Origin of the sequence: Pseudomonas sp. FP1742, assembly GCF_030687145.1 — a bacterium.
Classification (GTDB): Bacteria; Pseudomonadota; Gammaproteobacteria; order Pseudomonadales; family Pseudomonadaceae; genus Aquipseudomonas; species Aquipseudomonas frederiksbergensis_D.
The window spans coordinates 1,091,949-1,105,441 of the sequence record NZ_CP117460.1; the positions used below are offsets into that span (position 1 = coordinate 1,091,949).

14 protein-coding genes are annotated in these 13,493 nt (G+C 58.5%); 5 read left to right on the forward strand and 9 right to left on the reverse strand.

Annotated features, from left to right (window positions below; translation table 11 throughout):
* The first annotated feature begins 68 nt into the window (after window positions 1–68).
* Entirely contained in the window at window positions 69–569 is a 501-nt protein-coding gene (locus PSH64_RS04740; RefSeq protein ID WP_105340126.1) for a phosphate-starvation-inducible protein PsiE, read from the forward strand.
* On the opposite strand, the gene PSH64_RS04745 is transcribed toward PSH64_RS04740, so the two are convergent.
* The 3 genes from PSH64_RS04745 to PSH64_RS04755 all read right to left on the reverse strand — a co-directional run bounded on the left by PSH64_RS04745 (window position 566) and on the right by PSH64_RS04755 (window position 3,835).
* On the reverse strand, window positions 566–883 hold the full coding sequence (locus tag PSH64_RS04745) for a DUF3509 domain-containing protein (RefSeq protein ID WP_105340127.1): 318 nt from the start codon (window positions 881–883) through the stop codon (window positions 566–568). The genes PSH64_RS04740 and PSH64_RS04745 overlap by 4 nt on opposite strands.
* Before the next feature lie 210 nt (window positions 884–1,093).
* Window positions 1,094–2,395, reverse strand: coding sequence for a serine/threonine transporter (locus PSH64_RS04750; RefSeq protein WP_105340128.1), 1,302 nt, complete (start codon window positions 2,393–2,395; stop codon window positions 1,094–1,096).
* Window positions 2,396–2,458: 63 nt separating this feature from the next.
* Complete coding sequence (locus tag PSH64_RS04755; protein ID WP_105340129.1) at window positions 2,459–3,835, reverse strand: L-serine ammonia-lyase; 1,377 nt, start codon at window positions 3,833–3,835, stop codon at window positions 2,459–2,461.
* Window positions 3,836–3,970: 135 nt separating this feature from the next.
* Here PSH64_RS04755 and PSH64_RS04760 point away from each other — a divergent pair, with 135 nt between their 5' ends.
* Together PSH64_RS04760 and PSH64_RS04765 are read left to right on the forward strand one after the other, a co-directional pair.
* Window positions 3,971–4,933 (forward strand): LysR substrate-binding domain-containing protein, encoded by a 963-nt coding sequence (locus PSH64_RS04760; RefSeq protein ID WP_105340130.1) that lies wholly within the window; start codon window positions 3,971–3,973, stop codon window positions 4,931–4,933.
* Between the two features lie 199 nt (window positions 4,934–5,132).
* Window positions 5,133–5,543: an HPF/RaiA family ribosome-associated protein gene (locus PSH64_RS04765; RefSeq protein WP_305480121.1), complete on the forward strand. Its 411-nt coding sequence runs from the start codon at window positions 5,133–5,135 to the stop codon at window positions 5,541–5,543.
* 190 nt (window positions 5,544–5,733) lie between these two features.
* On the opposite strand, the gene PSH64_RS04770 is transcribed toward PSH64_RS04765, so the two are convergent.
* Window positions 5,734–6,213: a hypothetical protein gene (locus PSH64_RS04770; RefSeq protein ID WP_105340132.1), complete on the reverse strand. Its 480-nt coding sequence runs from the start codon at window positions 6,211–6,213 to the stop codon at window positions 5,734–5,736.
* 133 nt (window positions 6,214–6,346) lie between these two features.
* Window positions 6,347–7,219: an AraC family transcriptional regulator gene (locus PSH64_RS04775; RefSeq protein WP_305480122.1), complete on the reverse strand. Its 873-nt coding sequence runs from the start codon at window positions 7,217–7,219 to the stop codon at window positions 6,347–6,349.
* Between the two features lie 138 nt (window positions 7,220–7,357).
* On the opposite strand from PSH64_RS04775, the gene PSH64_RS04780 reads away from it, so the two are divergent.
* Entirely contained in the window at window positions 7,358–8,260 is a 903-nt protein-coding gene (locus PSH64_RS04780) for a DMT family transporter (protein ID WP_105340134.1), read from the forward strand.
* 27 nt (window positions 8,261–8,287) lie between these two features.
* On the opposite strand, the gene PSH64_RS04785 is transcribed toward PSH64_RS04780, so the two are convergent.
* The 4 genes from PSH64_RS04785 to PSH64_RS04800 form a co-directional block, all read right to left on the reverse strand.
* Window positions 8,288–8,797 carry a DUF2165 domain-containing protein gene (locus PSH64_RS04785; protein WP_105340135.1) on the reverse strand — a complete coding sequence of 170 codons (510 nt, stop codon included), beginning with the start codon at window positions 8,795–8,797 and terminating at the stop codon, window positions 8,288–8,290.
* A gap of 149 nt (window positions 8,798–8,946) precedes the next feature.
* Window positions 8,947–9,921: a D-glycerate dehydrogenase gene (locus PSH64_RS04790; RefSeq protein ID WP_105340136.1), complete on the reverse strand. Its 975-nt coding sequence runs from the start codon at window positions 9,919–9,921 to the stop codon at window positions 8,947–8,949.
* 187 nt (window positions 9,922–10,108) lie between these two features.
* Window positions 10,109–10,483 carry a DUF6124 family protein gene (locus PSH64_RS04795; RefSeq protein ID WP_305480123.1) on the reverse strand — a complete coding sequence of 125 codons (375 nt, stop codon included), beginning with the start codon at window positions 10,481–10,483 and terminating at the stop codon, window positions 10,109–10,111.
* 319 nt (window positions 10,484–10,802) lie between these two features.
* Window positions 10,803–11,771: a LysR family transcriptional regulator gene (locus PSH64_RS04800; RefSeq protein ID WP_018927142.1), complete on the reverse strand. Its 969-nt coding sequence runs from the start codon at window positions 11,769–11,771 to the stop codon at window positions 10,803–10,805.
* Window positions 11,772–11,950: 179 nt separating this feature from the next.
* Here PSH64_RS04800 and PSH64_RS04805 point away from each other — a divergent pair, with 179 nt between their 5' ends.
* Window positions 11,951–13,462, forward strand: coding sequence for an efflux transporter outer membrane subunit (locus PSH64_RS04805; RefSeq protein ID WP_305480124.1), 1,512 nt, complete (start codon window positions 11,951–11,953; stop codon window positions 13,460–13,462).
* Window positions 13,463–13,493 lie beyond the last annotated feature (31 nt).

Below are 13,493 nucleotides of genomic sequence, written 5' to 3' on the forward strand. Positions count from 1 at the left end.
CTGCATGCAGAACAACCGTCACGTCCAACCCGCATCATCCGCTCGAACCGAGCTAAGGAATAACCATCGTGAAAATCAACTGGGCCGAGAACCTGCGGCAGAACGTGCACCAACTGGCCGAGTCCCTGGGCAACCTGTTCGTCGAGACCTTCCACTACTTGGCGCTGTTCGCCATCGGTGCAGTCACCGCATGGGCGGCGGTGATGGAATTCTTGCAGATGATCGAGGCGGGGCACATCAAGATCGATGACATCCTGTTGCTGTTCATCTACCTGGAACTGGGGGCGATGGTCGGGATTTATTTCAAGACCAACCACATGCCGGTGCGTTTCCTGATCTACGTGGCGATCACCGCGCTGACACGGCTACTGATCTCCAACGTCTCGCACCACAATCCGCCGGACCTGGGGATCATCTACCTGTGCGGCGGGATCCTGCTGCTGGCGTTTTCGATTCTGGTGGTGCGTTACGCCTCGTCGCAATTTCCTTCGGTGAAGATCGAACACCCGCAGCGCAAGATCGGTGCGGGTTCCGGTGAGCATCCTGAAGTGGAGAAGGGCGAGCTTTAAAGCCCGATTTCAGGTCGGGTCCGGGCTTTGGCCTGTGGCGGCGGCAGCTTACGGTTGTCGCCGTCGGTCATGGCTTCGAGGATGGCCACGGCGCATTGACCCTGTTCGATGGCGATGCCGAATTGAATGCTTTGCACCAGGCGTTTGAGGCGCTTGGGGTCATTGCGTTGTTCGGCGCTGATCATCCGTTTGGCCACCACACGGCCAGCGTTGGAGAGGGTCAGCATGATGCTGCCGTCCAGACCCTGGATGCTCAGGTTGATTTGATAATCCGCTGCAAAAGCATCGGTAATGAGCTGAAAAGGGTTGTCCATAATGCGTCACCGCCTGATTGAACGTGCAGTTGTTGACGGCCATGATCGGGATTAGTTCGCAATACCAGACCACTGGCCTTCCATGTTCATGCGCTTTCTTCCGTGCCGCACAAGGGAGATAGCAAGGGGCATGCCGGAAAAACTGTCGGACAATGTTTACGGCAAAAAAACGGCGGGCACCTTGGCCCGCCTTCTTTTTGCCTGCCCGTTTCAGGGCATAAATGAATAGATGATCGCAGACAGTGCAATCAGACCGACCAACACCACAAACACGTTCGAGGCCTGGCCCGAGTACTGGCGCAAGGCTGGCACGCGGCGGATGGCGTACATCGGCATCAGGAACAACAGGCAGGCGATGATCGGCCCGCCGAGGGTTTCGATCATGCCCAGGATGCTCGGATTGAAAGTCGCCACGGCCCAGCAACTGAGGATCATGAACAGCGCAGTGAGGCGGTTCAGCCAGCGGGCAGAGATGACTCGACCACGACCGCGCAGGCTTTTCACGATCAGGCCCTGAAAGCCTTCGCTGGCGCCGATGTAATGGCCCAGGAAAGATTTGGTGATCGCCACCAGTGCAATCAGCGGCGCGGCGTAAGCGATGACCGGTGTCTGGAAGTGGTTGGCCAGGTACGACAGGATCGAAATGTTCTGCGCCTTCGCTGCGGCCAAATCAGACGGGGACAACGCCAGCACGCAGCTGAAGCAAAAGAACATCACCGTGACGACCATCATGGCGTGAGCGATCGCCAGAATGCCGCTGCTTTTGCGTTCGGCTTGCTTGCCGTAACGCTGCTTCTGATCGACGGCGAAGGCGGAAATGATCGGCGAATGGTTGAACGAGAACACCATCACCGGGATCGCCAGCCACAAGGTCTTGAAGAACAGCGGCAGCGGCATGCCTTCGCTGGCGGTGGCGAAGAATGCGCCGTTCCAGTTCGGGATCAGGCTGATGCCCAGCAGCAGCAAGGCCGCGACGAACGGGTAGACCAGCACGCTCATGCATTTGACGATGACGCCCTGACCACAACGGACGATGGTCATCAGGCCGAGGATCAGCCCCAGCGACAGGATCGCCCGAGGCGGCGGCGTCATGTGCAACTGGTGCTCCATCAGGCTGCTCAAGGTGTTGGTCAGCGCCACGCTGTACACCAGCAGGATCGGGAAGATCGCAAAGAAATACAGCAGCGTGATCAGTTTGCCGGCACCGATGCCGAAGTGTTCTTCCACCACCTCGGTGATGTCCCCGGAACGGCCGGACAACACGAAACGAGTCAGGCCGCGGTGGGCGAAAAATGTCATCGGAAATGCCAGCACGGCCAGAATCAGCAGCGGCCAGAAACCACCCACGCCGGCGTTGATCGGCAGGAACAGCGTGCCGGCGCCAATTGCCGTGCCGTAGAGGCCAAGCATCCAGGTGGTGTCGTGTTTACTCCAGCCTTTGTGGGTTGTTTCGCTATTGCGTGTGAGGTCTACAGCGGGATTATCGGCAGCAGGTGTACGTACATCGGTCATTGTTTTCGCCTCGTTATTATTTTTACTCGGGCTCACGTGTTGCGAACGGTCAGGAAATGCTCCTCAGCACTCCACCCAGCTAACCGCCAGGCCGCCCCGTGAAGTTTCTTTGTATTTGTCGTGCATATCGGCGCCGGTATCGCGCATGGTGCGGATCACCCGGTCCAGGGAAATGAAGTGTTTGCCGTCACCGCGCAGGGCCATTTGCGTGGCGTTGATCGCTTTCACCGCGGCAATCGCGTTGCGCTCGATGCACGGCACTTGCACCAGACCGCCGACCGGGTCGCAGGTCAGGCCGAGGTTGTGTTCCAGGCCGATTTCGGCGGCGTTTTCCAGTTGCTCCGGGGTGGCGCCGAGCACGTCGGCCAAACCGGCGGCGGCCATGGCGCAGGCCGAGCCGACCTCACCCTGGCAGCCGACTTCAGCGCCGGAGATCGAGGCGTTTTTCTTACAGAGAATGCCTACGGCGGCGGCCCCCAAAAAGAACGCCACGACATCATCGTCCGACGCGTCCGGGTTGAATTTCATGTAGTAGTGCAGCACGGCCGGAATGATCCCCGCCGCCCCGTTTGTAGGGGCGGTGACCATCCGTCCGCCGGCGGCGTTTTCTTCGTTCACGGCGAGGGCGAACAGGTTCACCCACTCCATGGCCGACAGGGTGGAGCTGATGACATTCGGTTTGCCGATTTCCAACAGGCTGCGGTGCAATTTCGCCGCGCGGCGCGGAACATTCAGGCCGCCGGGCAGGATGCCTTCGTGACGCAAGCCCTGCTCGACGCACTCGCGCATCACCGACCAGATGTGCAGCAGGCCCTGACGGATTTCGGCTTCGCTGCGCCAGGCCAGTTCATTGGCCATCATCAATTCGGACACCCGCAGACCGTGCTGTTTGCAGAGCTTGAGCAATTCGGCGGCGCTGGAAAAATCGTACGGCAGCACGACGTCGCTGGCCGGTGCAATGCCGGACTCGGCTTCGGCCGCTTCGATGATGAAACCGCCGCCCACCGAGTAGTACGTCTGCTCGAACAGCTCACCGGTTTCGCCGAAGGCTGTCAGGGACATGGCGTTAGGATGGTAGGGCAGGCTCTCGTCGAGCAGCAGGAGATCGTGCTGCCAGTTGAAGGCGATGGTCGCTTTGCCGGCCAGGGACAGCTTGCCGGTTTCCCGCAGGTGCTGGATGCGCGAATCGATGGTGGTCGGGTCGATGCTATCCGGCCATTCGCCCATCAGGCCCATGACACAGGCGCGGTCGGTGGCATGGCCGACGCCGGTGGCTGAAAGCGAACCGTAAAGCTGGACTTCGACCCGACGGACGGCGGCCAGTAAATTCTGGTCAATCAATGCTTGGGCAAAGGTCGCTGCAGCACGCATCGGGCCGACGGTGTGGGAACTGGACGGACCGATGCCGACTTTAAAGAGATCGAAAACACTGATAGCCATGCTAAAGCCTATACAAGCAATGGAAGAGAAATCGCCGCCATTTTTGTAGGCCAAGCGCAATGTCGGCGATACTGCCTACCTCGGTCCTACGTGACCAACGAAACTTCCTAAGACAGCCTTTAGCAGGACTAAACGATGAGTCGTCAATTGCACGCCCAGACTTACGTCTGGCTGCACGTGTTTTCCTGTGCTGCGCGGCACCTGTCGTTCACCCGTTGCGCCGAAGAACTGCACATCACGCCGGGTGCGGTCAGTCAGCAAATTCGGCTACTGGAGGAGCGGCTGGGTTTTCGCCTGTTTCACCGTCGCGCCCGTGGTGTGGAATTGAGCGCCCAAGGCCAGCGTCTGGCCATTACGGTCAACGAGGCTTACGGCAGCATCGACGCAGAATTGCGACGCCTGGATGCGGGAATGATCAGCGGGATTTTGCGGGTGCGTTCGATTCCCTCGTTCCTGAGCAAATGGCTGACCCCGCGTTTACCGCGTTTGCAGCAGCGCTTCCCGGACATTCAATTGCGCCTGGTGGCGGAGGACAGCAGCGTGCCGTTGCACGAAGGTGACTTCGACCTGGCGATCGATCTGAACGACGGCAGCTATCCCGGATTGTTATCCACAACCTTGCTCGACGAGCAGATATTCCCGGTGTGCGCCCCGAGCCTGTTGCGAGGGCGTCCGCCGCTGCACGGTCCGGCGGACTTGATGCACTTTCCGTTGTTGCACGACATCACCGCCTGGCGGGGCAGTTACGAGTACGCGGAATGGGAGTTTTACCTCAATGCCATCGGTTTCGAAGGCGCGGACGTGCGGCGCGGGCACACCTTCAACCGCAATCACCTGACCATCGAAGCGGCGATTGCCGGGATGGGCGTGGCGATTGCGCGGCGAACGCTGCTTAACGATGAGCTGGAACGGGGCACGCTGATCGTGCCGTTTGGCCTGGCGGTGCCTAATCACAAGCGCTACGTACTGCTCTACGCGCCGGGTGCGCTGAGCCATCCGGGCGTACGCGCGGTGCATGACTGGCTGGTGGAAGAGGCGGGGATTTTTCGTGACCTGCATCCGCTGGGGGGAACGGCGGATGTGACCATTTGTGACTGAAGACAGGGCCGACCCAACTCCCGACATTAACAGCGCTTTTGCTCGTTGTCCGGCTTTTTTTGCGTATGAATATTTATCTTTTTTTAGGGGTTGAAATGTTCCGCGCACACACCGATTGTGTAACCAAGAGGTTGCGGTGATGACGCCCAAGGGCCAGCCGATGCGCCTCTTGCGAGCTAGCTGAAATAAGGGAAGAACTATGCAAATCCAAGTCAATAGCGATAACCATATTCAAAGCAGTAAACGACTGGAGGAGTGGGTACGTACTACCATTGAGAGCACGCTCGAACGTTATGAGGAGGACCTGACCCGCGTCGAGGTCCATCTGCGGGACGAGAACGGCGACAAGCCTGGTCCCCATGACATGCGCTGCCAGCTGGAAGCGCGGCCAAAAGGCCACCAACCAATTTCCGTTACCCATAAAGCTGACTCCCTGGAACTGGCGATCGACGGGGCGGCCGAAAAACTTGAACATGCGCTGGAGCATATGTTTGGCAAATTACGCGGCAAACCACGTGCCGCTGTGGTGCCGTTCGAGAGGGGCGCACACGCTGATGTGCTGCTGGAAGAAGAGTTTCTCGAGAACGAACAGGCTGCGCTCAATGGCTGAGGTCTAAGGCGGCATTATATTCCCACTGCTTTCCAACTAAAAAAGGGGCCTGCGTTGCAGGCCCCTTCTTGTTTCAGTGTCCACCGGTCCCCTGTGGCAAAGGAGCTTGCTGTGGTGAGGGGGCACGTCCCATCGCCAGAATTTAAATGCTTGAGGAACCCTGTCCCTTTGGTGACAGGCGCGCCGATCACTACTTATGGACGGGGTGCTGACGGGTTTGTTGCATGCCCGAAACAGCGACTTTGCCCTCTGTTTTGGTCGTGGTGCCGGGAAAACCTTCCCGTGTTACGGTACATTTAAAGTCAAACTCGAGCTCTCCCTTAACAAAGTCAACCTTGATGACTGTTATTCCTCCACTTCCAGGGTCGGCGATAAAAACGTGATCATAATCAGGATCGTGTTGGACTGTTTGCACATATATGAAATTGTTGATTTCGGGAGCCCCAATATTATATTTCCCGAGTGTGAGATTGTCCTTGAAAATAAACTCCCAGTGTCTGTCGTTCATTATTCCTATGATCTGGATTGCACTGTCTGAAATGCGCCTGAAAATAACTCGGGTGCTTTCAAAGTCGGGGCGGCTTTCAATTGTTGATTTCACAGTGCCGGATGCGAAGGGGCCTTTTTTCAGAATTTCGGAGTCCAATTCAATAAGTGTGCCTGCGGACATTTTTATCTCTCCATAGATTGAGTTAAAAATGATCCGCTTTCAGTATTTATATGGCTACTGTCAAATCTGACAGGTATTTAGTGATTTTAATAATGTCTCGCAATAAGAGAGCGCGTTTATTGCGCAATGGGTTCTAACGAAATGCCTGACGATACTCGCCAGGCGTCCCACCCAAAGCCTGGCGAAACCGATTGGTAAAGTGACTGGCACTGGCAAAACCGCACGCCAGCGCAATTTCCCCCAATGGCTGCGATGTTGCGCGCAATAACTCCCGAGCCCGGCTCAATCGCCGCGCCAACACATACTGATGCGGCGGCAAGCCGAAGCTCACACGAAACATTCGTGCAAAGTGGTACTCCGAGAGTGCGCATAACGCCGCCAACTGCCCGAGACTGATCGCTTCGGCCAACTGACTGTCGATGAACTCCACCAACTGCCGTCGCTGATGTGCCGCCAATCCACCCTTGAGGCGCAAGCCCTGACGCACGCCGACCTGGCTGAGCAGCACATGGCTGAGCATTTCGTGGGCCAGGCTGCTGGTGAGCAGGCGTTCGCCCGGTTCGTCCCAATTGAGCGCGATCAACTGCCGAAAACACCGGGCCTGCCGGGCATCTTCGAGGAACGTGCGCTCGCGCAACTGCAATTCACGCGGTTCGCGATCCAGCAGCGTGACACAGCCGAGGGCAAATTGTTCGGGGCTGAAATACAGGTGGGCCAGGCGAATGTCGCCGTTGATCACCCAGCCTGACTGATGGTCGGCCGGCAGAATGCACAGCTTGTCCGGGCCACCCTTGGTGTCGGGCTGATCGCGGCGAAAGGTACCGGTGCCTCCGGCGATGTAGCACGACAGGGTGTGATGGCTCGGTGCCTCGTAATCCTGGGCATCGTGGTGGTTGTTCCACAAGGCCGCAGCCATGCCGTCACCGAGCTCGGCGCTGTGCTCCAGGCGAGCATTGGGCGAGCGGTTGAGGGCTTGAAAGACTTGCAACGTTTCCAGTGCGGCCATGATCGGTTCTCTCCAACGCCTTGCATCCTACTCCGTAGACATTGGCCTGCCAGCCCGCCGGCCGATAAAAGCGCAAGTTTATGCAAGCGCAATAGGGTTTTGCGCCGGACACTGAAGGCCTATTCAGGAGTCTTCACCATGAACCTCTCGTTATACCTGCTGACCGTGCTGATCTGGGGCACCACCTGGATCGCCTTGAAATGGCAATTGGGCGTGGTGGCGATTCCGGTGTCGATCGTCTATCGCTTCGGTCTCGCCGCGCTGGTGCTGTTCGTGATGTTGCTGCTCAGCCGGCGTCTGCAAGTAATGAATCGCCGTGGGCATCTGATTTGCCTGGCGCAGGGGCTGTGCCTGTTCTGCATCAATTTCATGTGCTTCCTTACCGCCAGCCAATGGATCCCCAGCGGTCTGGTCGCCGTGGTGTTTTCCACCGCTACGTTGTGGAACGCCTTCAATGCGCGGGTATTCTTTGGTCAGAAAATCGCCCGCAACGTGCTGATGGGGGGCGCGTTGGGTTTGCTCGGCCTTGGCATGCTGTTCTGGCCCGAGCTGGCCGGTCATACCGCCAGCCCGCAAACCTTGCTCGGGTTGGCCCTGGCGTTGCTCGGAACCTTGTGCTTTTCGGCGGGCAACATGCTGTCGAGTCTGCAACAGAAGGCTGGCCTGAAACCCCTGACCACCAATGCCTGGGGCATGGCTTACGGCGCGGCGATGTTATCGGTGTGGTGCCTGGTCAAAGGCATCCCGTTCGACATGGAGTGGAACGCCCGCTACATCGGCTCGTTGTTGTATCTGGTGATTCCGGGCTCGGTGATCGGCTTCACCGCCTACCTGACCCTGGTCGGCCGCATGGGGCCGGAGCGGGCGGCGTATTGCACCGTGTTGTTCCCGGTGGTGGCGCTGAATGTGTCCGCGTTCGCCGAGGGTTATCAATGGACCGCACCGGCACTGGCCGGGCTGGTGCTGGTCATGCTGGGCAACATATTGGTATTTCGTAAGCCGCGTGCAGTGGTATTGCCCAGCCACGGCAAGTTGGTTTAAGCAGGTTGAAAAATCGGGCGCTGAACATCAGCGCTCGATTTTTAGCGCGATATAAATCATTAGCGGCAATATGAAGTCGACAATATGCCGAGCCCAGTCCTTGGCGTTCCAGGTCAGCGATGTGTCCATGTCGAACCATTCAACGCCGATGACTTGCAGGCAAACGTAATAGATAAATATGGCGGTCAATAATCCGATGATCGAGAGCTTCTTGGCTTCGTGAAATACGTCAGCCGATTCGTTTATTTTTCGGTACAGATGATAAGTTCCAACCAGGCAGCACACGGTATAAATAACTTCCATCGTAATGATGAACCAGTAAATCCGGTGGTGCAGCATGGGCGAATCGATCGCTCGGTAGCGAATGTTGGCGTTTACCTGCGTCGTGTCCATGCTCAGAATGTGGCCGACATATTCATAGTTTGATGCGTAGTCGGTGAAGTTGCTGTACATCACAAGCAATCCGAAGAAACTGATGTAAGCCATAAGAATGACTTTGCTGTAGCGGATAAGCTTGTCGGTGGTCAGGCTGTTCAAGTTTATTATTCTCCAAATCGTTTATCGTGGCTTCGATAAGTTTGGAGAGTATATAGCGAGGGTTTTTAATTGGGCGTCAGGTTCATTTGCAAGGTATGTATTGACCCGCCATTAACGGGCAAGCGTTGTGCGACGCTTGCCCGGTTTAATTACTTTCGCCAGACCTGTGGGTTCACCAGATCCTGCGGCCGCTCACCCAACAAGGCGCTGCGCAAATTGGTCAATGCGCGGTTGGCCATGGCCTCGCGGGTTTCATGGGTGGCTGACCCGATGTGCGGCAACGTCACCGCGTTTTTCAGCTGGAACAGCGGCGATTCGGCCAGCGGTTCTTTTTCGTAAACGTCCAGCCCGGCGCCACGAATGCGGTTGTTTTGCAGTGCTTCGATCAGCGCCGGTTCGTCCACCACCGGGCCACGGGCGATGTTCACCAGAATGGCGCTCGGCTTCATCAGCGCCAGTTCGCGGTGGCTGATCAAGTGCCTGGTTTTTTCGCTGAGCGGCACCACCAGGCAGACGAAATCGGCTTCGGCCAGCAGTTGATCCAGGCTACGGAACTGCGCACCGAGCTCCTGCTCCAGTGCAGTCTTGCGGCTGTTGCCGCTGTAGATGATTGGCATGTTGAAGCCCAGCCGACCACGACGGGCGATGGCCGCGCCGATGTTGCCCATGCCGACTATCCCTAAGGTTTTGCCATGCACATCGCTGCCGAACAACGGTGCGCCGACGGTGGCTTGCCATTGGCCGGCCTTGGTCCAGGCGTCCAGCTCGGCGACGCGGCGGGCGCTGCTCATGAGCAAGGCGAAGGCCAGGTCGGCGGTGCTTTCGGTGAGGACGTCGGGGGTGTTGGTGAGCATGATCCCACGTTCGTTGAAGTAGGCGAGGTCATAGTTGTCGTAGCCCACCGAGACGCTGGAGACCACTTCCAGTTTGCTGGCGTTTTCCAGCTGCGCGCGACCGAGCTTGCGGCCAACGCCGATCAGGCCGTGGGCGTGGGGCAGGGCTTCGTTGAACTGGGCGGCGATGTCGCCGTTTTTCGGGTTCGGCACAATCACATCGAAATCCTGTTGCAGGCGTTCGATCATGGGCGGGGTGATGCGGCTGAAGGCGAGGACGGTTTTTTTCATTGGAGAGGGGCTCGTCGGGCGTGGAGATTGCCAAGCAAGCTAACATTCTTCGCGGGTTAGGTGCGAGTGCCTGCGGATGTACGCCGTCTAACTGTGGGAGCGGGCTTGCTCGCGAAAGCGATTTCACATTCAACATCAATGTTGCCTGACCCACCGCTTTCGCGAGCAAGCCCGCTCCCACAATGGATCAGCTGTGTGGCGCGGGCTTCGGCACGTCGACGTTATCCAGCACCCGGTTCACCGCCAGCTCGGCCAGCATGATGACTTGCTGAATCGCCAGGATCGTGTGCCGCTGCGGGGCGTCGACATAGGCTGCGATGTCGCTGGTCATGACGCTGGCCGAGGCCAGTGATTCGCAGACATGGGCCAGCAGGCTTTCGTTATCCATGTCCGGCGCGACCATGAACATCCTGCTGGGTTTGCGGCCTTCGGTTTTTTTGGGCGGTGGCTTGAGGTAGTGGTCGAGCGCCCGTTCGGCGGCGTCGTGGAGCTTTTTCGAATCGGGGGATTCGTAGGGGGAAGTGTCGTCCGCCTGAGGCGGATTCGGTGTTACTTTAAACATGGCAAAGATCCTTAAAGTTGAGGAGCTGCCACTTTTTCGTTTTCCAGACAAAAGGGTGGCAGCTGTACGCGGACTGGAAAAACCGGTTAAGGATCAAACCCGGCAGACCCGAAGGTCTCCCACGTACAGCCGCCATAACTGTGGCGCTACAAAAGCGCCGCATTATGTCATTTGCTTTGATCCTATACTTCGGGTTTTCCAGGCCCGATCGCTGAATGGCCAGCGACGGTTAAAGCCTATCCACCCCACTTCCGACGGACAACCGTCAAAACTTGTCGGAAACATCCCCAAAAAACATCGCGTCTGTAGGACCGTGAAATCAGTTCGCCAGCCGAGCCCCACCCAAACTCCCACTCAACTCATACGCCGCCAATTCCGCCTGATGCGCCGCCAGAATCTCCGGCAACGACCCGCGCAAGTACTCGACCCAGGTCTTGATCTTCGCATCCAGGTACTGCCGCGACGGGTAAATCGCATACAGATTCAATTCCTGCGACCGATACTTCGGCATCACCCGCACCAGCGTACCGTTGCGCAGCCCTTCAATTGCCGCATACACCGGCAATACGCCAACACCCATGCCGCTGGTGATCGCCGTCTTCATCGCATCAGCGGAGTTCACCAAAAACGGCGAGCTGTTGATGGTGACCATTTCCTGGCCTTCGGGGCCATCGAAAGCCCACTTTTCCAGTGGGATTACCGGGCTCACCAGGCGCAGGCACATGTGGTTGAGCAAATCGCTGGGCTTCTGCGCGCAGCCGTTGGCTTTTACATAGGCGGGCGATGCGCAAACGATGCTGTAGGTGATGCCCAAACGCTGGGAGACGAAGCCCGAGTCGGGCAGTTCGCTGGCGAGCACGATGGACACGTCGTAGCCCTCATCGAGTAAATCCGGCACGCGGTTGGCCATGGTCAGGTCGAAGGTCACGTCGGGGTGGGTCTTGCGGTAGCGGGCGATGGCGTCGATCACGAAGTGCTGACCGATGCCGGTCATGGTGTGCACTTTGAGTTGCCCGGCCGGGCGCGCGTGAGCATCGCTGGCTTCGGCTTCGGCTTCTTCGACATAGGCCAGGATCTGCTCGCAGCGCAACAGATAGCGCTTGCCGGCCTCAGTCAGGGCGATGCGGCGAGTGGTGCGGTTGAGCAGGCGGGTTTGCAGGTGGGCTTCCAGGTTGGAGACCGCGCGCGAGACGTTGGCCGTGGTGGTGTCCAGTTGTACGGCGGCGGCGGTGAAGCTGCCGGCCTCGGCCACGTAACTGAAGGCGCGCATGTTTTGCAAAGTGTCCATGGGGTGCTCTCTTGACGAATGGCAAATTGTGACACGAAGTTTCAGAGACTGAGACCCCGACCAAGGGATTATCTCGTTAACGGTAACAAAGATTCACAAGAATCCCGGCTTATCGCCAACAAAGCCCATCCTTAGAATTGCCCCGTTCTACACCTCCCTATTTTCAGGAAATCGCAGCAGTGCCGCGTCGCATCAACAGAGCGCTCAGAACGCTCAGTGTTTTGGCTTTAACCGTGACCATCAGCGGCTGCATCGGAACCGGAGGTATTGCCCCACAGGGCAAGGCGCTGGAGGCCAATTCATTGGCCACCGACGAAGCCATCCAGAGCGCCGTTCAGGATGCTCACTGGCCCACCGCCCAATGGTGGCAAGCCTACGGCGATCCGCAACTGAACCGCTGGATCGCTCTCGCCCTGCAAGACAGCCCGAACATGGCCATGGCCGCCGCCCGAGTGCGTCAGGCCCGGTCCATGGCGGGTATTGCCGAGTCAGCCGAGTCGTTGCAAATCAACGGCCAATCGACCCTCAAGCGCCATAACTGGCCGACCGATCAGTTCTACGGCCCCGGTGAGTTGGCCAACACCACCACCTGGGACAACAATGCCGCGCTGGGCTTCAGCTATGCCCTCGACCTCTGGGGCCGCGAAAGCAATGCCACCGAGCGCGCCGTGGACATGGCGCATATGAGTGTCGCCGAAGCGCGGCAGGCCCAGCTCGAATTGCAGAACAACATCGTGCGCACCTACATCGAACTGTCGTTGCATTACGCGCAACGGGACATCGTCGCGGCGACCTTGAAGCAGCAACAGCAAATCCTCGACCTGGCGCAAAAACGCCTGGACGGTGGCATCGGCACCCATTTCGAAGTCAGCCAGGCCGAAACGCCGCTACCGGAGACCCATCGCCAACTCGATGCGCTGGACGAAGAAATCGCCCTCAGCCGTAACCAGCTTGCGGCCTTGGCGGGTAAGGGGCCGGGGGAGGGCGCGCAGTTGCAACGGCCGACACTGTCGTTGGGGGCGGCGCTGAAGTTACCGTCGTCGCTGCCGGCGCAATTGCTCGGTCAACGCCCGGACGTGGTTGCCAGTCGCTGGCAAGTGGCAGCCCAGGCGCGGGGCATCGATGTCGCGCACGCCGGTTTCTACCCCAACGTCGATCTGGTCGGCAGCCTCGGCTACATGGCCACCGGCGGTGGTGCACTGGAGTTCTTGACCGGCAAGAAACTCAATTACAGCGTCGGCCCGGCCATCTCGCTGCCGATTTTCGACGGCGGCCGCTTGCGTGCGCAGCTGGGTGAAGCCTCGGCCGGTTATGACATTGCCGTGGCCAAATACAACCAGACGCTGGTCAACGCGCTGAAGAACATCTCCGACCAGTTGATCCGCCGCGAGTCGATGGACAAGCAGCAAACGTTCGCCGCCGAATCGGTGGCCACGGCGCAGAAGACTTACGACATCGCGATGATCGCCTATCAACGTGGGCTCACCGATTACCTCAACGTACTCAATGCGCAGACCTTGCTGTTCAAGCAACAGCAAGTGCAGCAGCAGGTTCAGGCTGCGCGGTTGAGTGCGCATGCCGAGCTGGTGACCGCGCTCGGCGGCGGCCTCGGTGCGGGCGACGACGTACCGAAAGACAGCCAGACCGCCGTACCGAAAACCCCGGCTCTTCTTAAGAGCTTCTCGAATTGATCACAAAACCTGTGGGAGCGGGCTTGCTCGC

Coding starts and splice junctions, on each gene's coding strand:
- PSH64_RS04745 (WP_105340127.1), bottom strand. CDS start 883: ATGGACAACCCTTTTCAGCTCATTACCGATGCTTTTGCAGCGGATTAT.
- PSH64_RS04750 (WP_105340128.1), bottom strand. CDS start 2,395: ATGACCGATGTACGTACACCTGCTGCCGATAATCCCGCTGTAGACCTC.
- PSH64_RS04755 (WP_105340129.1), bottom strand. CDS start 3,835: ATGGCTATCAGTGTTTTCGATCTCTTTAAAGTCGGCATCGGTCCGTCC.
- PSH64_RS04760 (WP_105340130.1), top strand. CDS start 3,971: ATGAGTCGTCAATTGCACGCCCAGACTTACGTCTGGCTGCACGTGTTT.
- PSH64_RS04765 (WP_305480121.1), top strand. CDS start 5,133: ATGCAAATCCAAGTCAATAGCGATAACCATATTCAAAGCAGTAAACGA.
- PSH64_RS04770 (WP_105340132.1), bottom strand. CDS start 6,213: ATGTCCGCAGGCACACTTATTGAATTGGACTCCGAAATTCTGAAAAAA.
- PSH64_RS04775 (WP_305480122.1), bottom strand. CDS start 7,219: ATGGCCGCACTGGAAACGTTGCAAGTCTTTCAAGCCCTCAACCGCTCG.
- PSH64_RS04780 (WP_105340134.1), top strand. CDS start 7,358: ATGAACCTCTCGTTATACCTGCTGACCGTGCTGATCTGGGGCACCACC.
- PSH64_RS04790 (WP_105340136.1), bottom strand. CDS start 9,921: ATGAAAAAAACCGTCCTCGCCTTCAGCCGCATCACCCCGCCCATGATC.
- PSH64_RS04795 (WP_305480123.1), bottom strand. CDS start 10,483: ATGTTTAAAGTAACACCGAATCCGCCTCAGGCGGACGACACTTCCCCC.
- PSH64_RS04800 (WP_018927142.1), bottom strand. CDS start 11,771: ATGGACACTTTGCAAAACATGCGCGCCTTCAGTTACGTGGCCGAGGCC.